The sequence below is a fragment of the Nocardioides marmoribigeumensis genome (genome assembly GCF_031458325.1).
Taxonomy (GTDB): Bacteria; Actinomycetota; Actinomycetes; order Propionibacteriales; family Nocardioidaceae; genus Marmoricola_A; species Marmoricola_A marmoribigeumensis.
The window spans coordinates 1,578,392-1,598,971 of record NZ_JAVDYG010000001.1 but is presented as its reverse complement, the minus strand read 5'-3'; the positions used below and the strand labels follow the sequence as shown (position 1 = coordinate 1,598,971).

The window sequence follows — 20,580 nt, the reverse complement described above, 5'->3', positions numbered from 1 at the left end:
CTGGACCAGGCGGGGCTCAGCGGTCGTGCCGGTCGGAGAGGCCTCAGACCAGCGCGGGCTCCTTGGTCTGCGCCGGGACCGCGGGGCTCGAGGCGTGGTCGTCGAGCATCGTGGTCTCGTCGAACGGCCGCTCCCCGTCGAGGACGGCCGCCATCCGCTCCTTGTCCAGCGACCCGGTCCAGGAGCCGATGACCACGGTCGCGACGGCGTTGCCGGCGAAGTTGGTCAGCGCGCGGGCCTCGGACATGAAGCGGTCGATGCCCACGATGAGGCCGACGCCGTCGACCAGGTCCGGACGGTGCGAGGCGAGCCCCCCGGCGAGCGTGGCCATGCCGGCGCCGGTCACGCCCGCGGCGCCCTTGGAGGCGATGACCATGAACACCAGCAGCGAGATCTGCTCGCCCAGGGCCAGCGGGTCGCCCATCGCGGAGGCGATGAACAGCGAGGCCATGGTCAGGTAGATCGCGGTGCCGTCGAGGTTGAACGAGTAGCCGGTCGGGACCACGACGCCGACGGTGGTCTGCTCGACCCCGGCGTGCTCCATCTTGGCGATCAGGCGGGGCAGCGCCGACTCCGACGAGGACGTCGAGAGGATGAGCAGGAACTCGCGGGCGAGGTACTTCAGCAGCTTGAAGATGTTGACCCCGGTGGTCACCTTGAGCACGAACGCCAGGACCCCGAAGACGAAGAGCGCGCAGGTGGCGTAGAAGCCGAGCATGATCACGGCCAGCGACTTCAGCGCGTCCATCCCGGTCTCGCCGACCACGGCGGCCATCGCGGCGAACGCGCCGACGGGGGCGGCCCACATGATCATCGACAGGACGCGGAAGACCACGCGCTGCAGGTGCTCGACCCCACGGAGGACGGGCTGGGCGGTGGCGCCCATGGCCTGCAGGGCGAAGCCGACGAGCAGCGCGACGAGCAGGGTCTCGAGGACCTCGCCGTCGGTGAGCGAGGACAGCAGCGAGGTCGGGATGATCCCGAGGAGGAAGTCGGTGGTGGTCCCGGCGCCGGCGGCCTGCTCGGCCCCGGCCTTGGCGACCTCGTCGTTGATGTGGAGGCCCGAGCCCGGGTGCAGCAGGTTGCCGACCACCAGGCCGGTCGCGAGGGCGAAGGTCGACATCACCAGGAAGTAGCCCAGCGCGAGCCCGCCGACCTTGCCGACCTTGGTGGCGCTGGCGACCGAGCCGACGCCGAGGACGATCGTGCAGAAGATGATCGGGCTGATCATCATCTTGATCAGGGCGACGAACGCGGTGCCGATCGGCTTGAGCGCGACGCCGAGGTCGGGGGCCAGGAAGCCGACCGCCACGCCCAGCGCGACCGCGACGACGACCGCGATGTAGAGGAAGTGGGTCCGGTCGCGCCGGGTGGGCGCCGAGGCGTCCGGCGCGGGCCGGGAGACGGGGTGGGACACGGGAACCTCCGGGTTGGTCAGTTGGTGCTGTGCGTCCAACCATCGGCGCGTCTGTGACGGCGGTCACCCTTGTGTTCGTTGAGTTCACGGGCTCGCTCGACACGGCTGACAGAATCCGGGCGTGGCCGGGACCGTGCGTCGGGAGCGCCGCGGGTCGTCCGTGGCGCGGCAGGTCTTCGCCCTCCAGCTGCTGATCGTGCTGGTCCTGATCGTCGTCGCCACGGTCCTGGCGTACGTCGACGCGCGCGCCTCGCAGCTCGACGACGCCCGGCGCCGCTCGGTCGACATCGCCCTCTCGGTCGCCGACTCCCCGGCCGTCGCCTCCGCGCTGCGGACCTCCGACCCCTCGAGCCGGATCCAGCCCTTCGCCGAGGAGGTGCGCCGCGACACCGCCACCGACTTCGTCGTGGTGATGGGCCTGGACCGCACCCGCTACTCCCACCCCAACCCGGCACTGATCGGCAAGAAGTTCATCGGCGACCTCGGGGGCGCGCCGGAGGGCAAGGTGTTCACCCAGGAGTACGCCGGCACGCTCGGCCCCTCGATGCGCGCGGTCGTGCCCGTGCGCGAGGGCGGCGACGTGGTCGCGCTGGTGAGCGTCGGCATCCGGCTCGACAAGATCGACGCGGCGGTCTGGGCCCGGGTGGCGCGGCTCTCCCTCGTCGCGATCGGCCTGCTGGGGCTGGGGATCGCGGGCGCGTGGGTGATCAACCGCCGCCTGCGCCGCCAGACCCACGGGATGGGCGAGCAGGAGATCACGCGGATGTACGAGTTCTACGACGCGGTGCTCCACGCCGTCCGCGAGGGCCTGCTCCTGCTCGACCCCGACGGCCGGCTCCAGCTGGCCAACGACGAGGCGGTGCGGCTCCTCGGCCTCCCCGCCGACGTCCGGGGGCGGACCCTGCCCGAGCTCGGCGTGCCGCTCGACCCGTCGGGGGCGATGATCGACGAGATCCACCTGCTCGACGACCGGGTGCTCCTGGTGTCCCAGGCCCCCGCCGCCTGGGAGGGCCGGTTGCTCGGGTCGGTCGTCACCCTGCGCGACCACACCGAGCTGACCGAGGTCACCGGCCGCCTCGACGCGGTCCAGCAGCTGTCGGACACCCTGCGCGCCCAGACCCACGAGGCCGCCAACCAGATGCACACCGTCGTCTCGCTGATCGAGCTCGGCCGGCCCGACGAGGCGGCCGGGTTCGCGGTCCGGCAGAGCCTCGCCGCCCAGGGGCTCGCCGACCGGGTCCGAGGTGTCGGCGAGGCGCCTGTCCTCGCCGCGATCCTGCTGGGCAAGACCGGGGTCGCCGCCGAGCGCGGCATCGATCTGGAGGTCGACCCCGCCTCCTCGGTCGAGGGGCTGCCGCTGGACGACAGCGAGCTGGTCACGGTGGTCGGCAACCTGCTGGACAACGCCTTCGACGCGGTGGCCTCGGCGGCGGAGCGCCGGGTCGTCGTACGCCTCGAGGCCGACGACCGCTGGCTGGCCCTCGACGTCGACGACAGCGGGCCGGGCCTCGACGCCGACGCGGCCGAACGGGCCTTCGAGCGCGGCTGGTCGACCAAGCCCGGCGACCCGACCGGACGCGGGCTCGGCCTGGCGCTGGTCGCCCAGGTCGCCCGACGGCACGGGGGCACGATCGAGGCGGGCCGGTCCGCGCTCGGCGGGGCGCGCTTCTCGGTGCGGCTGGGGGAGGAGCCGTGAGCCCGATCGCGGTGCTGGTCGTCGAGGACGAGGCGATCGCCGCGGCCGCCCACGCGGAGCTGGTCCAGCGGCTGTCGGGCTTCACGCTCGTGGGCGTCGCCCGCTCCTGCGCCGACGCGCGCCGCATCCTGCGCACCTCGCCCGCCGACCTGCTGCTGCTCGACATGCACCTGCCCGACGGGCACGGCCTCGACCTGCTCGCCCAGCTGCGGCTCGAGGGTCACGGCTGCGACGCCGTCGCGGTGACCTCGGTGCGCGAGCTGGACGTCGTACGCCGGGCGGTGTCGCAGGGCGTCGTGTCCTACCTGCTCAAGCCGTTCACGTTCGCCGGGCTGCGCGCCAAGCTCGAGCAGTACGCCGACTACCGCGCCCGGCTCTCGGCCTCCGGCGCCGACGTCGTGCAGGGCGAGATCGACCAGCTGCTGGGGTCGCTGCGGACCGCGGACGAGGGCGCGGGCCTGCCCAAGGGGATGAGCCCGGAGACCCTCGCCCTGGTCACCGCGCACCTGCGCGGCGCCGGGCAGGCGCGCTCGGCCTCGGAGGTCGCCGCGGAGTGCGGGCTCTCGCGCGTGACCGCGCGGCGCTACCTCGAGCACCTCGAGGCGTCCGGGGTGCTCGAGCGCCGGCCGAGGTACGGCGGCGCCGGGCGCCCCGAGGTGGAGTACCGCTGGCGCTAGTCAGACCGGCACGGGCTCCTCGTGACGGTCGTCCTCGTCGAGCATCGTGGCCTCGTCGAAGGGCCGGTGACCGTCGAGGACGGCGGCCATGCGCTCCTTGTCGAGCGACCCGGTCCAGGCGCCGATCACGACCGTGGCGACGGCGTTGCCGGCGAAGTTGGTCAGCGCGCGGGCCTCGGACATGAAGCGGTCGATGCCGACGATCAGGCCGACCCCGTCGAGCAGCTCGGGCCGGTGCGACGACAGGCCGCCGGCCAGCGTCGCGAGGCCGGCGCCGGTGACCCCGGCCGCGCCCTTGGAGGCGATCACCATGAACACCAGCAGCGAGATCTGCTCCCCGATCGACAGCGGGTCGCCCATCGCGCGGGCGATGAACAGCGTCGCCATGGTCAGGTAGATCGCGGTCCCGTCGAGGTTGAACGAGTAGCCGGTCGGCACGACCACGCCGACCGTCGTCTGCTCGACGCCGGCGTGCTCCATCTTGGCGATGAGACGCGGCAGCGCGGACTCCGACGACGACGTCGAGAGGATGAGCAGGAACTCGCGGGCGAGGTACTTCAGCAGCTTGAACAGGTTGACCCCGGTCGTCACCTTGAGCACCACGAACAGCACCCCGAAGACGAAGAGCGCACACGTGGCGTAGAAGCCGAGCATGATCACCGCGAGCGACTTGAGCGCGTCGATGCCGGTCTCGCCGACCACGGCCGCCATCGCGCCGAAGGCGCCGATCGGGGCGGCCCACATGATCATCGCGAGCACCTTGAAGACCACGCGCTGCAGGTGTTCGATGCCGCGCAGCACGGGCTTGCCGGCGGCGCCCATCGTCTGGATCGCGAAGCCGACCAGCAGGGCGACGAACAGGGTCTGGAGGATGTCGCCCTCGGTGAGCGAGGAGAGCAGCGTCGTCGGGATGATCCCGAGCAGGAACTCGGTGGTGCTGCCGGCGCCGGCCGCCTGCTCCTTGCCGGACTTGGCCAGCTCGTCGGTGAGGTTGAGCCCCGCGCCGGGGTGGAGGATGTTGCCCACCACGAGGCCGATCGCCAGGGCGAAGGTGGACATCACCAGGAAGTAGCCGAGGGCGAGGCCACCGACCTTGCCGACCTTGGCGGCACTGGCCACCGAGCCGACGCCGAGGACGATCGTGCAGAAGATGACCGGCGAGATCATCATCTTGATCAGCCCGACGAAGGCGTCCCCGAGGGGCTTGAGCTTGGCGCCGAGGTCAGGGGCGAGGAAGCCGACGGCGATGCCGAGCACCACGGCCACGATGACCGCGATGTAGAGGAAGTGGGTGCGGTCGCGCCGCGGGGCCGTCTGGGTGGTCTGGGACATCGGGGTCCCCCCTTCGTGGTGTGGCTGCAGATCTCTTTACCCGCTGTGAGCGACCTCACGCGGCTGTCGGAGGCCCGTGGCACGGTGGCCGCATGGACGCCCATCTCGAGCTCGTCGACCTGCTCGCCACCTCCTCGCGGGTCGTGGGGTTCACGGGCGCCGGGGTCAGCACCGAGTCCGGCATCCCCGACTTCCGGTCGCCGGGCGGGGTGTGGACGCGCTACGACCCCAGGAGCTTCGAGCTCGAGCGCTACGTCGCCGACGCCGGCGTGCGCCGGCTGAGCTGGGAGATGCGACGGGAGTTCTTCGCCCCGGAGGCCCGGCCCAACCCGGCTCACCGGGCCTTCGCGGCGCTCGAGGCGGCCGGGCGCTCGCCCGGGGTGATCACGCAGAACATCGACGGCCTGCACCAGGACGCCGGGTCGCAGCACGTCGTCGAGCTGCACGGCACGGCGCGCGAGGTGCGGTGCATCGGGACGCCCCGCGGGCCCGTGGTCGGTGGCTGCGGCTGGCGGGCGCCGCACACCTGGGCGTTCGAGCGGCTCGACGCGGGGGAGGACGACCCCTCCTGTCCCGGGTGCGGGCAGCTGGTCAAGTCGGCGACGGTCTCGTTCGGGCAGGTGCTCGACCCCGAGGTCGTCGACGAGGCCGTCCGCCTGGTGCGGTCGGCCGACCTGCTGCTCACCACCGGGTCGTCGCTCCAGGTCCACCCCGCCGCCGGCCTGCCGGCCGAGGCGCGGGGGCACGGGGCGCGGCTGGTCATCGTCAACGACGAGCGCACGCCGTACGACGACCTGGCCGACCTGGTCGTGCGGGGCCGGGCCGGCGAGGTGCTGGGGCCGGCCGTCGAGGCGGTGCTGGGCCGGTGAGCGGCGCCGGGGTCAGGCGAGGGCGGCCGAGATCGCCGCCTCGACGTGCAGCGTCGTGCAGGGGAAGACCGGCAGGTCGACGTCGGCCTGGTGGATGAGCTCCTCGAGCTCGGTGCAGCCCAGGATCACGCCCTCGGCGCCGGCGTCCCACAGCCCGTCGATGATGCCGACGACGGTCTTGCGGGAGGCGTCGTTGACGCGGCCGTGCACGAGCTCGTCGTAGATGATCCGGTCGATCGTGCCGTGGTGCTCGACGTCGGGCACCAGCACCTCGAGTCCGTGGGAGGCGATCCGGTCGCGGAAGAAGTCGCGGCCCATGGCGAACGACGTGCCGAGGAAGGCCACCGACCGCAGCTTGTGGTCCAGGCACGCCTGCGCGACGACGTCACCGAGGTGGAGGAACGGGATGTCCACGGACGCCTCGACCTGCTCGGCGACGCGGTGGAACGCCGTCGTGCACATCAGGAGGAAGTCGGCCCCGGCCGCCTCCGTGCTGCGCGCCGCGGCGGACAGGACGCGGCCGACCTCGTCCCAGTCCTCGTCGCGCTGCAGCGTGGTGAGCCGGTCGAAGTCGACCGAGGTCATGACGGTCGTGGCCGAGTGGAGGCCGCCCAGACGGCGCTCGATCTCCTGGTTGAGCAGGCGGTAGTACACCGCGGAGCTCTGCCAGCTCAGGCCGCCGATGAGTCCGATGGTCCGCATCGGCCGAGTCTCCCACGCCCCGCGTCCGCCTGCGGAGGTGTCCCGGCCCGGGGTTCGGCGTGCGCCTCCCAGGTCCTGGGACAACCTGGTCTGACCACTTGACCACCTGGCCTGTCCCGGGTCACAGTGGCCGGCATGCCCCTGCAGCCGATCCGTCGCCGCTCCGTCCCCGACGAGGTGTTCGAGCAGCTCGCGCACGAGGTCGTCGGCGGGTCGCTCGGCCCCGGTGAGGCCCTCCCGAGCGAGCGCCGGCTCGCCGAGCTCCTCGGGGTCTCCCGGCCGGCGGTCCGCGAGGCGCTCCAGCGGCTCTCGCAGGCCGGCCTGGTCGAGGTGCGACAGGGCGGCACCACGACCGTGCGCGACTTCCGCCTGCACGCCGGGCTCGAGCTGCTGCCCCGGTTGCTCGTCCTCACCGGCGACCTCGACCTCGCCGTGGCCCGCAGCCTCCTCGAGGCGCGGCTGCTCCTCGGTCCCCAGGTGGCCGGGCTGGCCGCGCGCAAGCTCGCTGCCGACCCCGCGCGGGCCGCCGCGGTGGGCGCGGACCTGCGGGCCGTCGTACGCCGGCTCGCGGGGTCGACAGACCCGGTCGCACTGCAGCACGACGCGCTGGAGTTCTGGGACCTCGTGGTCGACGCGGGCGACAACATCGCGTTCCGCCTGATGTTCAACAGCCTCCGCGCGGCCTACGAGCCCGCGATGGAGGCGCTCGCGGTGGTGATGGCCGCCGAGGTCGAGCAGGCCGGCACCTACTCCGCGCTGGCCGAGGCCGTCGCCGCCGGCGACCCCGAGGCCGCCTCCGCCGCCGCCCAGGCCCTGCTCGGGCCCGTCACCGAGGGCCTGCTCCAGACGCTGCTCCTGCTCGAGGCCGCCGATCCCGACGACCCCACCACCCGCCCGGAGGACTGATGACGACCAACGAGATCTCGACTGGGCTCGATCAACGTGAGGCCCGCATCACCGGCAACCGCGTCACCAAGGTGACGCTGGGCGAGGCGTTCGCGGAGTTCTGGCGCCACCCGTCGCCGTGGATGATCACCGCCACGCTCGTCGGGGCGCTCGTGGCCCGCGTGATCGTCGGCGACTGGCGGGCCACCGACCTGCTGTCCCCGCTGGCCTTCGTGGCGCTGTTCCCCGTGATCGAGTGGGTCGTCCACGTCTTCATCCTCCACTGGCGACCGCGCCGCGTCGCCGGCGTCATGGTCGACACCCTGCTGGCCCGCGAGCACCGCCGGCACCACCGCGACCCGCGCAACCTCCCGCTGGTGTTCATCCCGTGGCAGACGATGATCGGCCTGATGGTGCTCACCGTGGCCGTGCCCCTGTGGGTCGCCCCGACCCCCGGCAACGGCCTCAGCTTCATGCTGACCGTGGGCATCGTGGGGCTGGTCTACGAGTGGACGCACTACCTCGTGCACACCGACTACAAGCCCAAGGGCCGCCTCTACAAGGCGGTGTGGCGCCACCACCGGCTGCACCACTTCAAGAACGAGCACTTCTGGATGACGGTCACCACCGCCCACACCGCCGACCGGATCTTCGGCACCGACCCCGACCCGGCCACGGTCCCGACCTCCCCGACGGCCAAGAACCTCCACGGGCTCGCCGACTGAGCTTGCCGGTCCCGGGAATGGGGCAGGATCGACCGCGGTTGAGCCTGTCCGGAGGTGTCCCGGTGACCGAAGCACGACCCCTGCCGTTCGCGGCCCACCCGCTGCGCCGCGTGGCGATGGTGAGTCTGCACACCTCCCCGCTGGACCAGCCCGGCACCGGCGACGCCGGCGGCATGAACGTCTACGTCCTCGAGCTGTCCAAGCGGCTGGCCGACCGCGGTCTCGAGGTCGAGATCTACACCCGCGCCACGTCCTCCCTCACGCCCGCCACGGTGGAGGCCGCCCCCGGGGTCCGGGTGCACCACGTGCTGGCCGGCCCGTTCGAGGGGCTGCCCAAGGAGGAGCTGCCCGGCCAGCTGTGCGTCTTCGCGCGGCACCTGCTGCGGGCCGAGGCCGGGCACGAGCAGGGCTGGTTCGACCTGATCCACTCCCACTACTGGCTGTCCGGCCAGGTCGGCGCGCTGCTCCGCGACCGCTGGTCGGTCCCGCTCGTGCACACGATGCACACGATGGCCAAGGTCAAGAACGCCCAGCTGGCCGACGGCGACACCCCCGAGCCCCACGCCCGCCTCGTCGGCGAGGACCAGGTGGTCGAGGCCGCCGACATGCTCATCGCCAACACCGACCTCGAGGCCCGCCAGCTGGTCCGGCTCTACGACGCCGACCCGGCGCGCGTGGACGTCGTACCCCCGGGCGTGGACCTGACCGTGTTCCAGCCGCGGTCGCAGGCCGGGGCCCGGGCCCGGCTCGGCATCCCGGCCGACGCCGTCGTGCCGGCCTTCGTCGGGCGGCTGCAGCCGCTCAAGGCCCCCGACGTCCTGCTCCGCGCGGTCGCCCACCTGGTCGCCGCCGACCCCGACCTGCGGCCGCGGCTCGTCGTCCCGGTCGTGGGCGGTCCGTCCGGCAGCGGTCTGGAGCACCCCGGCGCCCTCGCCTCCCTGGCCCGCTCGCTCGGCATCGCCGACCTCGTGCGGTTCGTGCCGCCGGTGGACCGCGACACCCTGGTCGACTGGTACGCCGCCGCCACGGTCGTCTGCGTGCCGTCGTACAACGAGTCCTTCGGGCTGGTCGGCATGGAGGCCCAGGCGGTCGGGACCCCGGTGGTCGCCGCGGCCGTCGGCGGGCTGCCCACCGTCGTGCGCGACGGGGTGACCGGGCTGCTCGTCGAGGGCCACGACCCGGCCGACTACGCCCGCGCGATCAGACGACTCGTCGACGAGCCCGGCCTGCGTGACATGCTGGCCGCTGCCGCGCTCGACCACGCGCGCGAGTTCGCCTGGGAGCGGACCGCGGACCGCACGCTCGCGGCGTACCACCGCGCCGCGACCCTGCTGCGCGCGGACCACGAGCACACCCGACAGGAGGCCGTGGGTGGCTGAGCGCACCTCGACCGAGTCCCCCTCCGACGCCCCGAGCCCGGACGCCCCGAGCCCGGACGCCCCGAGCCCGGACGCCCCGAGCCCGGACGCCCGCGAGGTCGCCATCGCGACCGTCCGCAGCGCCCTGGGCGGCTCCGACATCGAGTGGGAGGAGCTCGGGCACGGCAGCTTCTCCGTCACGCTGCCCGGCGAGCGCAAGCTCCAGACGCCCTGCCGCCTCGACGTCGGCAAGCACTCGTTCGCGGTCCACGCGTTCGTCGCGCGGCACCCCGACGAGAACCACGAGCAGGTCTACCGCTGGCTGCTCGAGCGCAACCTCAAGCTGTTCGGGATGGCGTTCGCGGTGGACCACCACGGCGACATCTACCTCGACGGGCGGCTGCCGCTCTCCGCGGTCACCGAGGACGAGGTCGACCGGCTGCTCGGCTCGGTGCTCGCCTACGCCGACGACTCGTTCAACCCGATCCTGGAGATGGGCTTCGGCTCCTCCATCCGCAAGGAGTGGGCCTGGCGCATCGCGCGCGGCGAGTCGACCAAGAACCTCGAGGCGTTCCGGGGCTGGCTGGAGTCGGGCGTCGGCCCCGAGGGCCCCGAGGGCCCCGACGGCTCGGAGTAGCGCTCGACCGGGCCCTCAGGCCTCGAACTTGTAGCCCAGCCCGCGGACGGTCACCAGGTGGACCGGGTTGCCCGGGTCGGGCTCGAGCTTGGCGCGCAGCCGTTTGACGTGGACGTCGAGGGTCTTGGTGTCCCCGACGTAGTCCGAGCCCCAGACGCGGTCGATCAGCTGGCCGCGGGTGAGGACCCGGCCGGCGTTGCGCAGCAGCATCTCGAGCAGCTCGAACTCCTTGAGCGGCAGCGAGACGTCGGTCCCGTCGACCTGGACGACGTGGCGCTCGACGTCCATGCGCACCGGGCCGGCCTCCAGGGCAGCGGGGGTCACGTCGACGTCGGCACCGCGGCGCAGGACCGCCCGGATCCGGGCGACGAGCTCGCGCGGGGCGTAGGGCTTGGTGACGTAGTCGTCGGCACCCAGCTCGAGGCCCACGACCTTGTCGACCTCGTCGTCCTTGGCGCTGACCATGATCACGGGCACGTGGGAGGTCTGGCGGATGCGGCGGCACACCTCGGTGCCGGGCAGGCCGGGCAGCATCAGGTCGAGCAGGACGATGTCGGCGCCGTTGCGCTCGAACTCCTCCAGGCCGCCGTCGCCGGTCGCGGCCACGGCCACCTCGAAGCCCTCCTTGCGGAGCATGTAGCTCAGGGCGTCGCTGTAGCTCTCCTCGTCCTCCACGACGAGCACTCGGGTCACGGGTTCTCCTTGGGGTCGGTCGGGGCGCCGCCGGCGGCGGCGCGGGGCAGGCGGAGGGTGAACGTCGAGCCGTGGCCGGGACGCGACCACACCTTCACCTCGCCACCGTGGGCGGCGGCGACGTGCTTGACGATCGACAGGCCCAGGCCGGTGCCGCCGGTGGACCGGTGGCGGGCCGGGTCGACACGGTAGAACCGCTCGAAGATCCGCTCCAGCTCGTCGGCCGGGATGCCGATGCCCTCGTCGGCGACCGAGAGGTCGACCATCGTGCCCGAGCGGTGCGCGGCGAGGGTGACCTGGCTGTGCGGCTCGGAGTAGGCCACCGCGTTGGCCACCAGGTTGCCCAGCGCCAGCGAGATCTGCTCGGCGTTGCCGAGGATGCGCAGGTGGTGCTGGCCGTCGTACACGACCTCGATGTCCTTGGCCTTCGCCTCGACCTCGACCGCGTCGACGCACGAGGTGACCAGCGCGTCGACGTCGACGACGGCGGGGGAGTCGAGCGCGCGGTCGTCCTGGAGGCGCGAGAGCTCGATGATCTGCTGGACCAGGCGACCGAGCCGGCCCGCCTCGAGCTTCATCCGGTTGCTGAAGTGCTGCACGGCCTCGGGGTCGTCGGAGGCCTCCTGCACCGCCTCGGCGAGCAGCGTGAGCGCGCCGATCGGGGTCTTGAGCTCGTGGGAGACGTTGGCCACGAAGTCGCGGCGGATCGCCTCGACCTGCCGCTCGCGGGTGCGGTCGTCGGCGAGCACGAGGACCAGCCGGCTGCTCAGCACGGCGACGCGGGCGCGGACCTGCCGCGGCGTGCGCGCGCTCTCGATGTCGAGGTCGATCACCCGGGTCTCGCCGTCGCGGCGCACCTGCCGCACGAGGTCGCGCAGCTCCGGGACGCGCAGCTCGGCGCCGTGCACCAGGCCCATCGCGTACGCCGGCGCGGAGGCCTGCAGCACGCGGTCCTCCTCGTCGACCACCAGGGCGCTGGAGCGGAGGACGTTGAGGACCGTGGAGACCCCGGCGGGCACGACGGCCGCCTCGGCGTACGACGGCGGCTCGGACGGGGCGCGCAGCTCACGGTCGCTCACCCGCCAGGCGAGGACCGGGATCGCGCCGATGACCACGCCGAGGAGAGCGAAGATCAGGTTGAGCGCGGTCGGGTCCACGTCTCGATGGTAGGGCGCGGCCACCCGTGCTCCGGACCATCAGCGGCCCCCTGACCTGCACTTTCGGGCTCCGTTCACGCGTCGTTCACCTGGTTGACGGCTCGGGGCCGTTTGGGGCGGTGATGGTGGGGGTCATGCGCGACGCCTACCTGGACCAGCTCGACTCCGTGATCGAGGACCTCGTCACCCTGTCGACGATGGTGCAGCAGGCCGTGAGCCGGGCGACCCACGCGCTGCTCACCGCGGACGCGCACATCGCCGCCCAGGTGGTCGACGACGACGCCCGGATCGACGCGCTGCGCACCGCCGTCGAGGAGCGGGCCTTCGACATCCTCGCCCGCCAGCAGCCGGTCGCCACCGACCTGCGCACCCTCGTCGCCGCGACCCGCATGGTCTCCGACCTCGAGCGGATGGGCGACCTGTCGGTCCACGTGGCCAAGGTCGCCCAGCTCCGCATGCCGGCGTACGCCGTCCCGGCCGAGATCGAGCCCACCATGCGGCGCATGGCCGAGGTCGCGATCCACATGGTCGGCCAGGCCACCGAGGTGATCGCCGACCGCGACCTCGACGCCGCCCGCCGCCTCGAGCAGGACGACGAGGAGATGGACGAGCTGCGGCGCCGCTCGTTCCGCCTGCTGCTCGGCGACTCCTGGACCCACGGGGTCGAGCCGGCGATCGACGTGGCGCTGCTGGGTCGCTACTACGAGCGCATCGGCGACCACGCCGTGTCCCTGGGTCGCCGGGTGGTCTACCTGGTCACCGGCGAGGTGCCCCAGCGCCTCTGAGGCCCGCCGCTTGCCTCAGCGGCCCTGGTTGGCGACGGCCTTGATCGCGTCGGCCGCCGCGTCGGGGTCGAGGTACTCCCCGCCCCGGTGGGTCGGGCGCAGGTGCTCGTCGAGGCGGTAGACCAGCGGGATGCCGGTGGGGATGTTGAGCCCCACGACGGCCTCCTCGGACATGTCGTCGAGGTGCTTGACCAGCGCGCGGAGCGAGTTGCCGTGGGCGGCGACGCAGACGGTCCGGCCGGCGCGCAGGTCGGGCACGATCGCGTCGTACCAGTAGGGGAGCATCCGGTCGATCACGTCGGCGAGGCACTCGGTGCGGGGCATGATCTCGTCGGGCAGGTCGGCGTAGCGCGGGTCACCGACCTGCGAGAACTCCGAGTCGTCGTCCAGCGGCGGCGGCGGGGTGTCGTAGGAGCGGCGCCAGCGCATGAACTGCTCCTCGCCGTACTCCGCGAGCGTGGCCTTCTTGTCCTTGCCCTGCAGGGCGCCGTAGTGGCGCTCGTTGAGCCTCCACGACCGGCGGACCGGGACCCAGTGCCGCTCGCAGGCGTCGAGGGCGAGCTGGGCGGTGGTGATCGCGCGGCGCAGCAGCGAGGTGTGCAGCACGTCGGGCAGGACGCCCGCCTCGCTCATCAGCGTGCCGCCGCGGGCGGCCTCGTCGCGGCCCTTGTCGGTCAGGGGGACGTCGACCCAGCCGGTGAAGAGATTCTTGGCGTTCCAGTCGCTCTCGCCGTGGCGGAGCAGGACCAGGGTGTACGGCGCGTCCGAGCCCGACGGTGCTGACATGGTCGCGGTCACTCCCCGCTGTCGGTGGGGGTGGGCTCCTGCGCGGCGGTGACCGACGGGGTGACCTGACCGGGGACCTGCACGTCCTCGAAGTCCGGGCCGGGCTGCAGCACGGGCACGTCGAGGGTGGCGGGGTCGGCGTCGGCGAACTGGAAGGTGACCCGGACGTAGCCGCCGGCCTTGACGCCGGAGACCTCCACCTGGGCGGCGTCGTCGTCGGCGAGCTGGAGCAGGCCGCCGGCCGGGATCGTGGTCTCGCCGTCGCCGAGCTTGACCTGGGCGCTGCCGCCGTCGACGGTCACGCCGGTCAGCGTGTCCTCCTTGGTCTGGTCATCGTTGACCAGGCCGGCGATCAGGCGGCCGCTGTCCTTGCCGTCGCTGACGACCAGCGCGTGCAGGACGTCGACCTGGCCGTCGCGGTTGTTCACGCCCCTGGTGGGCGTGTAGACCTCGTCGGTCGCCGACGCGGCGCACGCGGCGAGGGTCGGCACGGACAGCAGGAGCGCGGTGGCCAGCGCGGCGGTGCGGGCGCGGGCGGGCAGGTCACGGGCGGTCACGCCCGGGAGTCTAGGGGAACCGCCCCCCCGAGGGCGCGGGCTACTGCGTCAGACCGACCGTGAGACCCGCCACGGCGAGCCCGGCGACGGTCGCGGCGGTCACCACCGAGGTGATCACCAGCAGGCGTGCGGCGCCGGTGCGCAGGGCGACGACCAACGGCAGGCTGCGCAGCTTGTTGCGGTTGTCGACGACCAGGTCGGGCAGCGCGTCGATGAAGTGCACGCACACCCCGAGCAGCGCGGCCAGCAGGGTGACCGGCCAGGTGGGCGGGGAGCCCTCGAAGTCGCCGCCCCACCCCCCGTAGGAGAGGTACGCCGGCAGCAGGCCGAAGCTGACCGCCCACGGCAGGAACGACAGCGGGGTGGTCTTGAGCCGGGTGTTGTAGGTCCAGGCCGCCACGACCGAGAGCAGGTGGGCGATGCCGGAGACCACGCCGGTGGTGATCGACAGGGGCACGACGAAGCAGACGACGACCGCGGTGGCGAAGGTGAGGCTGCCCGGGTCGACCCACTCCCGGGCCAGGGGCTTGTCCGGCCGCTCCACGGCGATGTCGCGGTGGCGGTCGGCCACGTCGTTGAGCCAGCCGTAGGTCAGGCGGCCCAGCAGCACCGCCACGAACACCACCCCGACCTCGCGGAGGGCACGTCCGGCGAGGACCGCGGCCAGGGCCGTCCCGGCGGCGATCGCGAGCCCCTGGAAGGGGTGCGCGGCCAGCGCCAGGGCGGGGACGTAGCCAGGGTTTCGTCGGAACTGCATGGGCGCATGCTAGGGCCGTGGAGCCGCCGAGCCGTGGCGCCACGACCGAGGCGCGCTGCCCCGGCACGGCACATGTAAAGAGCATTTGTCAAGCCCTCACAGGCCTCTGACCTGCGCAAACGGAAACGATGTCCGATTCGCGACGTGTTAGACTGGTCACCTGGAAAGGGGTAACTGACACATGACCTTCACCGTCGGCGAAACGGTTGTCTACCCGAACCACGGCGCTGCCGTGATCGAAAACATCGAAACCCGGACGATCAAGGGCGAGGACAAGCTCTACCTCGTGCTTCGCATCGTCGCCCAACAGGATCTCGTCGTTCGAGTCCCCGCGTGCAACCTGGATCTGGTCGGCGTCCGTGACGTCGTCGACAAGGCCGGGCTGGAGCGGGTCTTCGACGTCCTGAGGGCACCGCACACCGAGGAGCCGACCAACTGGTCGCGGCGCTACAAGGCCAACCTCGAGAAGCTGCACTCCGGGGACGTCATGAAGGTGGCGGAGGTCGTGCGCGACCTCTGGCGCCGCGAGCGCGACCGCGGCCTGTCCGCGGGTGAGAAGCGGATGCTGGCCAAGGCGCGCCAGATCCTCGTCTCCGAGCTCGCGCTGGCCGAGTCCACCAACGAGGACAAGGCCGAGACGATCCTCGACGAGGTGCTCGCCTCCTGAGGCGTGACCCACGTCAGCAGGGCCCCCGGACCACCAGGTCCGGGGGCCCTTCGGTTTCCTGGGAGGCTGGCCCCGTGAGCAGCTGGACGGGCACGGTCGTGTCGTGGGCGGGCCTGGTGGGCACTGCCTGGCAGGGTCGCCTGTCCCGCCTGCCGGGCGAGCTCGGGATCGGCGAGGGCCAGGCGGGCCCCGATGACGGCCTGGTCCTGCTGGACGAGCGGTGCCCGGGCCTCACCGCCGACGACGTACGCCGGGTGGTCGCCTCCGCGGTCGGCGCGGTCGCCGTCGGCGTCCGGCCGGTGACCGACACGGTCACGACGCTCGAGGACGGGTACGTCGGCCCCGGCGTCGACCGCGACGGTCTCGTCGCGGTGTGCTCACCGGTCGTGGTGCCCGCGTCCCTCCGCGACCGGGTCCCGGCCGACGACGACCTGCCCGGCCTCGTCGCGCGGCTCCTCGACAGCGGGGTCCCCGTGGTGCTCGTCGAGGTCCCCGTCGCGGCCCGCCGGCTCGTCGACGCCGCCGAGGTCGCGCTGCTCGACCAGTGAGCGGCCTGAGCGCGCCACCCCCGGCATCACCGCGAGCGTGACCAGCACCGACAGCACGGCCATCACGCCCATCGCGGTGCCGACCGGCACCACCTCGGCAACCGTCCCGGCCAGCACCGCGCCCAGCCCCTGGCAGGTCATCCGGCCCGCCTGCTCGACGCCCTGCACCTGGCCCCGCACGCGGTCGGGCGTGAGGACGAGCAGGAGCTCCTGGAGGGGCAGGGTCGCGGCATAGCCGACGCACGCCACGGCCGCGAGGACCATCGCCACCGGCAGCCCCGGCGAGAGCGCGAAGAACAGGAACGGCACCGCGAGCTGCAGCCGCAGCCACGGCCCGACGCGGGCACGCCAGGCGGGGGTGAGCACCCGCCCCACGACGAGGTCGCCGGCGAGCATCCCCACCGCGGCTGCCATGAACAGCCAGCCGCCCCGCTCGCCCGCGTAGGGCACGAACAGCGCCTCGCACCCCACGACGAGCCCGTTGGGCACCCACAGGGCGAGCAGCACGGGGCGCAGGGGGCGCTGCCGCGCGAGCCACGCGTTGGTCGTGGCCGTCTGGCGCAGGGACGGGCGGACGGCCGCGCGGACCGAGTGCCGGCGTACGCCCAGGCGGAGGGTGAGCGTGGAGGTCGCGGCGAGCCCGGCGGCGAGCAGGAACGTGCGGGACGGGCCGACCGCGGCCAGCACCCCCGCCCCGAGCGCGTAGCCCGCGACCTGCATCACGCCCACGGAGACGTTGAGCAGCGAGCGCGCCCGCGCGTAGGCCTCGATGCCGACGACCTCCGACATCACCGCGGTGCGGATGCCGCCGCTGACCGAGCTCAGCAGGCCCATCAGCAGCAGGAGCGCGAACCGGGCCCACAGGGGCAGCCCCGGCAGGGCCTGCGCCAGCAGCCCCAGCGCGATCGCCGCCTGGAGCGCGACGACCGCGGCCCGCGGCGAGCGGCCGTCGGCCAGCGACATCGCGGTCGCGGCGCCCAGCACGTTGGCCAGGGTCGGGGCGAAGACCGCGAGCGCGGTGAGCAGCGGGGACCCGGTCGCCCGGTCGACCAGGGTGGCCAGCGCCAGCCCGGCCAGCGAGCCGGCCAGCACGTTCGCGGCCTGGGCGCCGAAGAGTGCGCGGAACTCGCGCAGCCGCAGCAGGGAGGTGTACGTCGTCACGAGGGCGAGCCTCCCGGCGTACGACGACGCGGCCTAGAGTTTCGTGAGGAGGCGAAACATGAGCGACTGGGTGCTGGCGCCGGACGTGCTCGCGCGGGCGAGGTTCGCGGTGTCCACCTCGGCCGAGACCCTGGCGGCGCTGGGGCTGCTGCGACGCGGGTCGCCGCCGCCGTGGCTGGCGGGGTGGTACGCCCGGCACGCGGCGGCGTACCAGATGACCATGGCAACCCGGCCCCTGTGGGCGGCGATCGTCGCCGAGGGGTTCGGGCCGCGCTGGGTCGCCGACTGCCTCACCGCGGCGCCCGAACGGGTCGGCGACCTCGTCGAGGAGCTGGCCGGCGTGCGGGCGCTCTCGGACGAGCAGGTGCGGGCGGACCTGCGGCAGACGCACGGCCGCGACCGGCTGCCGGAGGTGCTCGAGACCACGACCGGGCTCGGGGACGCGGTCGCCGACCTGATGCAGTGGACCTGGGACACGACGCTGGCCGAGGAGTGGCCGCGCCGGCGCCACGTGCTCGAGGCCGACGTCGTCTCGCGCACCGCGGCGCTGGCCTCCGGCGGGTGGAGCGCGGCGCTGGAGGGCATGGGCCGGGCCTACCTCGGCGAGGGGCGCGTACGGATCAGCGGCCACCAGCTGCCACCCAAGCACCTGGGCAGCGGCGCGACCCTGTCGTTCCACCCGGTCAGCAGCCCGACCAGCTCGGTGCTGTGGCACCTGCCCGCGCAGCGCTATGCGATCGTCTACCAGGCCTCGGGGATGGGGATCGTCGCCGAGGCCGTCGCTCCGCAGGCGCTGCACCGGCTGCTCGGGTCCAACCGCGCGCGGATCCTGGGGCTGCTCGCCGAGCCGGCGTCGACCACCCAGCTGGCCGCGCTCATCGGGCTGCCGGTCGGGTCGGTCGGCAACCACCTGACCGTCCTGCGCGAGGCGGGGCTCGTCGGGCGCCGGCGCTCGGGCCGCTCGGTGCTCTACCGCCGCACCCAGGCCGGCGACGCGCTCGTCGCCTCCGCGGCGGGCGGTCCGCCCTGACAGTGGCGCCAGTGTCGGAGATCAGCGGCGCCGGAGCAGCCGCTCGGCCAGCGGCAGGTCCTCGGCCCAGGTGACCTTGAGATTGGTCACCTCCCCGTCGACGGCCCGCAGGCGGACCTCGGAGTAGGCCGTCACGCAGGACGCCGTGTCGGTGCCGGTGAAGCCGTCGCGCTCCGCCGCGGCGTACGCCTCGAGCAGCGGGACCGCCCGGAACGCCTGCGGCGTCTGCACGGTGACCAGGTCGGGGACCGGGCCCCCGTCACGGCGTACGACGCCCACGGCCGGCCGGGCGGGCAGCGCACCGCCGTGCTCCCGGGCGGCGGACACGACCGTGTCCCACAGCGCGACCGAGGCCAGCGGCCGGGCGGCGTCGTGGATCGCGACCACGTCGACCTCGCCGGACCCGATGCGGGGCCGGAGGTGCTGCAGCGCGGACCACTCGGAGGCGTGGCGGGTCCCGCCTCCCGGCGCGGTCTCGACCGGCACCGGCCAGTCGCCGTCGAGGTCGGGCTCGTCTCCGGCGCGTACGACGACCACGACGACCGCGACCCCCCTCACCAGGGTGGCGGTGCGGACCGAGCGACGCAGGAGGGACTCGCCACCCAGGGTGAGCAGGACCTTGTTGCGGTCGGCCCCGAGGCGGCTGCCGGAGCCGCCGGCGAGCACGACGGCCGCGACGCTCATCGTTCGTCGGGGGCGGGCTCGGCGACCTGCTCGAGGAGCGGGTCGATGAGCGACTCGAGCATGTCCGAGACGTGGCGGTCGCGCTCGAGCGGGAGCATGTGGCCGGCGCCGGGAGAGGTGATCAGCCGGGCGCCCGGGATGGCGTTGGTCAGCGCCCGGGCGTGCGCCGGTGGGGTGAGCAGGTCGCGCTCGCCGACCAGCACGAGCGTGGGGATGCCGGCGAGCGCCTGGTCGAGGTGACCGTGGCGCTCGTGCTCCATGAGGTCCTCGAAGAAGCCGGTCATGGTCGTGCCGGGCACGTTGACCAGGCCCTCGACCAGCAGCATGTGGTCGCGCAGCCGCATGGTGTCGCCGAACAGGAAGCGCCGCACGACCAGCGACTCGATGACCGGGGCGCGCAGCCGCTGCTTGCGGCTCAGGGTGCGGGAGCGGAAGGCCAGCACGTAGGGGATCTTGTCCTTCACCCACGGCCCCGCGTCGGGCAGACCGAGGGTGACCGACCGCAGCGAGCCGCCCGAGGTGGCCACGAAGCAGACGCCGCCGACCCGCTCCCGGAACAGCTCGGGCCGCTGCAGGGCGAGCTCCATGATCGTCATGCCGCCGATGCTGTGGCCGGCCAGCACCAGCGGCCCGTGCGGTGCGCAGGCGTCGATCACCGCGCCCAGGTCCCTGCCCAGGTTGGCGATCGTCGCCGCTTCACGGGTGGTCGGGTCGGACTGTCCGTGCCCGCGGTGGTCGTAGGTCACGATGCGCAGGTCGTGGCCGTAGCGGGCGTGCAGGTCGCGCACCTGGTAGCGCCACGAGTCGTGGTCGCTGACCCAGCAGTGCGCGAGCACCACGGTCACCGGGGCGTCGTCGGGGCCCTCCGCCCGGACGTGCAGCTGGAGGCCGTCGTGGGTGCGGAGGAGGTCGTCGCTCACACCACCACCGCCGTCGCGATCGCCGCGACGCCCTCCCCGCGTCCGGTGAGCCCGAGGCCGTCGGTGGTGGTCGCCGAGACGGTGACCGGGGCGCCGGCCGCCTCGCTCAGCGCGGTCTGGGCCTCGGCGCGGCGGGGGCCGAGGCGGGGGCGGTTGCCGATCACCTGGACCGCGACGTTGCCCACCACGAAGCCGGCCTCGCGGACGCGACGGGCCGTCTCGGCCAGGAGCGTGGCGCCGGACGCCCCGGCCCACTGGGGCTCGGCGGTGCCGAAGTTGCTGCCCAGGTCGCCGAGCCCGGCCGCGGACAGGAGCGCGTCGCACGCCGCGTGCGCGGCCACGTCGGCGTCGGAGTGGCCCTCGAGACCGGGCTCGTCACCCGGGAAGTGCAGCCCCGCCAACCACATCGGACGGGCGGGGTCGGCGGAGAAGGCGTGGACGTCGGTGCCGACCCCGACCCTCGGCAGGGGCGGGTCGTGCGGCGGGGACACGTCGGCGGGCACGACCGCATCATGGCGCATCCGTTGGATGGATGGT

General features: G+C 73.4%; 22 protein-coding genes. 10 read left to right on the top strand and 12 right to left on the bottom strand.

What is annotated here, in order from left to right; genetic code table 11:
* Positions 1-43 precede the first annotated feature (43 nt).
* Positions 44-1,417: a cation:dicarboxylate symporter family transporter gene (locus J2S63_RS07610; protein ID WP_310300746.1), complete on the bottom strand. Its 1,374-nt coding sequence runs from the start codon at positions 1,415-1,417 to the stop codon at positions 44-46.
* A 121-nt stretch (positions 1,418-1,538) separates the two neighbouring features.
* Here J2S63_RS07610 and J2S63_RS07605 point away from each other — a divergent pair, with 121 nt between their 5' ends.
* Positions 1,539-3,113 carry a sensor histidine kinase gene (locus J2S63_RS07605; RefSeq protein ID WP_310300743.1) on the top strand — a complete coding sequence of 525 codons (1,575 nt, stop codon included), beginning with the start codon at positions 1,539-1,541 and terminating at the stop codon, positions 3,111-3,113.
* On the top strand, positions 3,110-3,790 hold the full coding sequence (locus J2S63_RS07600) for a response regulator (protein WP_310300740.1): 681 nt from the start codon (positions 3,110-3,112) through the stop codon (positions 3,788-3,790). Before J2S63_RS07605 ends, J2S63_RS07600 begins: the two co-directional genes overlap by 4 nt.
* Here J2S63_RS07600 and J2S63_RS07595 read toward each other — a convergent pair whose 3' ends face one another.
* A complete protein-coding gene (locus J2S63_RS07595; protein ID WP_310300738.1) occupies positions 3,791-5,122 on the bottom strand; it encodes a cation:dicarboxylate symporter family transporter in 1,332 nt (443 codons plus the stop codon).
* Between the two features lie 92 nt (positions 5,123-5,214).
* Here J2S63_RS07595 and J2S63_RS07590 point away from each other — a divergent pair, with 92 nt between their 5' ends.
* A complete protein-coding gene (locus J2S63_RS07590) occupies positions 5,215-5,991 on the top strand; it encodes an SIR2 family NAD-dependent protein deacylase (protein WP_310300736.1) in 777 nt (258 codons plus the stop codon).
* Positions 5,992-6,003: 12 nt separating this feature from the next.
* On the opposite strand, the gene J2S63_RS07585 is transcribed toward J2S63_RS07590, so the two are convergent.
* Positions 6,004-6,693 carry an aspartate/glutamate racemase family protein gene (locus tag J2S63_RS07585; RefSeq protein WP_310300733.1) on the bottom strand — a complete coding sequence of 230 codons (690 nt, stop codon included), beginning with the start codon at positions 6,691-6,693 and terminating at the stop codon, positions 6,004-6,006.
* Between the two features lie 135 nt (positions 6,694-6,828).
* On the opposite strand from J2S63_RS07585, the gene J2S63_RS07580 reads away from it, so the two are divergent.
* The 4 genes from J2S63_RS07580 (at position 6,829) to J2S63_RS07565 (ending at position 10,298) form a co-directional block, all read left to right on the top strand.
* Positions 6,829-7,599 (top strand): FadR/GntR family transcriptional regulator, encoded by a 771-nt coding sequence (locus J2S63_RS07580; RefSeq protein ID WP_310300730.1) that lies wholly within the window; start codon positions 6,829-6,831, stop codon positions 7,597-7,599.
* Positions 7,599-8,303, top strand: a complete 705-nt coding sequence (locus J2S63_RS07575) for a sterol desaturase family protein (RefSeq protein ID WP_310300727.1) — start codon at positions 7,599-7,601, stop codon at positions 8,301-8,303. The genes J2S63_RS07580 and J2S63_RS07575 overlap by 1 nt, the downstream gene beginning before the upstream one ends.
* 62 nt (positions 8,304-8,365) lie before the next feature.
* Positions 8,366-9,682: a D-inositol-3-phosphate glycosyltransferase gene (mshA, locus tag J2S63_RS07570; RefSeq protein WP_425573325.1), complete on the top strand. Its 1,317-nt coding sequence runs from the start codon at positions 8,366-8,368 to the stop codon at positions 9,680-9,682.
* Positions 9,683-9,785: 103 nt separating this feature from the next.
* Positions 9,786-10,298 (top strand): type III secretion system chaperone family protein, encoded by a 513-nt coding sequence (locus tag J2S63_RS07565; protein ID WP_310306626.1) that lies wholly within the window; start codon positions 9,786-9,788, stop codon positions 10,296-10,298.
* A gap of 15 nt (positions 10,299-10,313) precedes the next feature.
* Here J2S63_RS07565 and J2S63_RS07560 read toward each other — a convergent pair whose 3' ends face one another.
* Both J2S63_RS07560 and J2S63_RS07555 read right to left on the bottom strand, forming a co-directional pair.
* Positions 10,314-10,991 (bottom strand): response regulator, encoded by a 678-nt coding sequence (locus J2S63_RS07560; RefSeq protein WP_310300724.1) that lies wholly within the window; start codon positions 10,989-10,991, stop codon positions 10,314-10,316.
* On the bottom strand, positions 10,988-12,148 hold the full coding sequence (locus J2S63_RS07555) for a sensor histidine kinase (protein WP_310300722.1): 1,161 nt from the start codon (positions 12,146-12,148) through the stop codon (positions 10,988-10,990). Before J2S63_RS07555 ends, J2S63_RS07560 begins: the two co-directional genes overlap by 4 nt.
* A 134-nt stretch (positions 12,149-12,282) precedes the next feature.
* Here J2S63_RS07555 and phoU point away from each other — a divergent pair, with 134 nt between their 5' ends.
* Positions 12,283-12,933: a phosphate signaling complex protein PhoU gene (gene phoU, locus J2S63_RS07550; RefSeq protein WP_310300721.1), complete on the top strand. Its 651-nt coding sequence runs from the start codon at positions 12,283-12,285 to the stop codon at positions 12,931-12,933.
* 15 nt (positions 12,934-12,948) lie between these two features.
* Here phoU and J2S63_RS07545 read toward each other — a convergent pair whose 3' ends face one another.
* The 3 genes from J2S63_RS07545 to J2S63_RS07535 are packed head-to-tail and all read right to left on the bottom strand — an operon-like array spanning position 12,949 to position 15,033.
* Entirely contained in the window at positions 12,949-13,719 is a 771-nt protein-coding gene (locus tag J2S63_RS07545; protein ID WP_310300719.1) for a phosphoglyceromutase, read from the bottom strand.
* Between the two features lie 8 nt (positions 13,720-13,727).
* Positions 13,728-14,276, bottom strand: coding sequence for a hypothetical protein (locus tag J2S63_RS07540; protein WP_310300716.1), 549 nt, complete (start codon positions 14,274-14,276; stop codon positions 13,728-13,730).
* A gap of 40 nt (positions 14,277-14,316) precedes the next feature.
* Positions 14,317-15,033, bottom strand: a complete 717-nt coding sequence (locus tag J2S63_RS07535; protein WP_310300714.1) for a UbiA family prenyltransferase — start codon at positions 15,031-15,033, stop codon at positions 14,317-14,319.
* 181 nt (positions 15,034-15,214) lie between these two features.
* Between J2S63_RS07535 and J2S63_RS07530 the strand changes: the two genes are divergently transcribed.
* A complete protein-coding gene (locus tag J2S63_RS07530; RefSeq protein ID WP_310300712.1) occupies positions 15,215-15,700 on the top strand; it encodes a CarD family transcriptional regulator in 486 nt (161 codons plus the stop codon).
* Between the two features lie 377 nt (positions 15,701-16,077).
* On the opposite strand, the gene J2S63_RS07525 is transcribed toward J2S63_RS07530, so the two are convergent.
* Complete coding sequence (locus J2S63_RS07525) at positions 16,078-17,409, bottom strand: MFS transporter (RefSeq protein ID WP_310300709.1); 1,332 nt, start codon at positions 17,407-17,409, stop codon at positions 16,078-16,080.
* A gap of 58 nt (positions 17,410-17,467) precedes the next feature.
* On the opposite strand from J2S63_RS07525, the gene J2S63_RS07520 reads away from it, so the two are divergent.
* Entirely contained in the window at positions 17,468-18,439 is a 972-nt protein-coding gene (locus J2S63_RS07520; protein WP_310300708.1) for an ArsR/SmtB family transcription factor, read from the top strand.
* A 21-nt stretch (positions 18,440-18,460) separates the two neighbouring features.
* On the opposite strand, the gene J2S63_RS07515 is transcribed toward J2S63_RS07520, so the two are convergent.
* The 3 genes from J2S63_RS07515 to ispF are packed head-to-tail and all read right to left on the bottom strand — an operon-like array spanning position 18,461 to position 20,546.
* The gene (locus J2S63_RS07515) at positions 18,461-19,123 is read right to left on the bottom strand and encodes an IspD/TarI family cytidylyltransferase (protein WP_310300705.1); all 663 of its coding nucleotides are present in this window, start codon (positions 19,121-19,123) and stop codon (positions 18,461-18,463) included.
* Positions 19,120-20,043, bottom strand: a complete 924-nt coding sequence (locus J2S63_RS07510; protein WP_310300702.1) for an alpha/beta fold hydrolase — start codon at positions 20,041-20,043, stop codon at positions 19,120-19,122. The genes J2S63_RS07515 and J2S63_RS07510 overlap by 4 nt, the downstream gene beginning before the upstream one ends.
* Positions 20,040-20,546: a 2-C-methyl-D-erythritol 2,4-cyclodiphosphate synthase gene (gene ispF / locus J2S63_RS07505; protein ID WP_310300700.1), complete on the bottom strand. Its 507-nt coding sequence runs from the start codon at positions 20,544-20,546 to the stop codon at positions 20,040-20,042. The genes J2S63_RS07510 and ispF overlap by 4 nt, the downstream gene beginning before the upstream one ends.
* Positions 20,547-20,580: the final 34 nt, after the last annotated feature.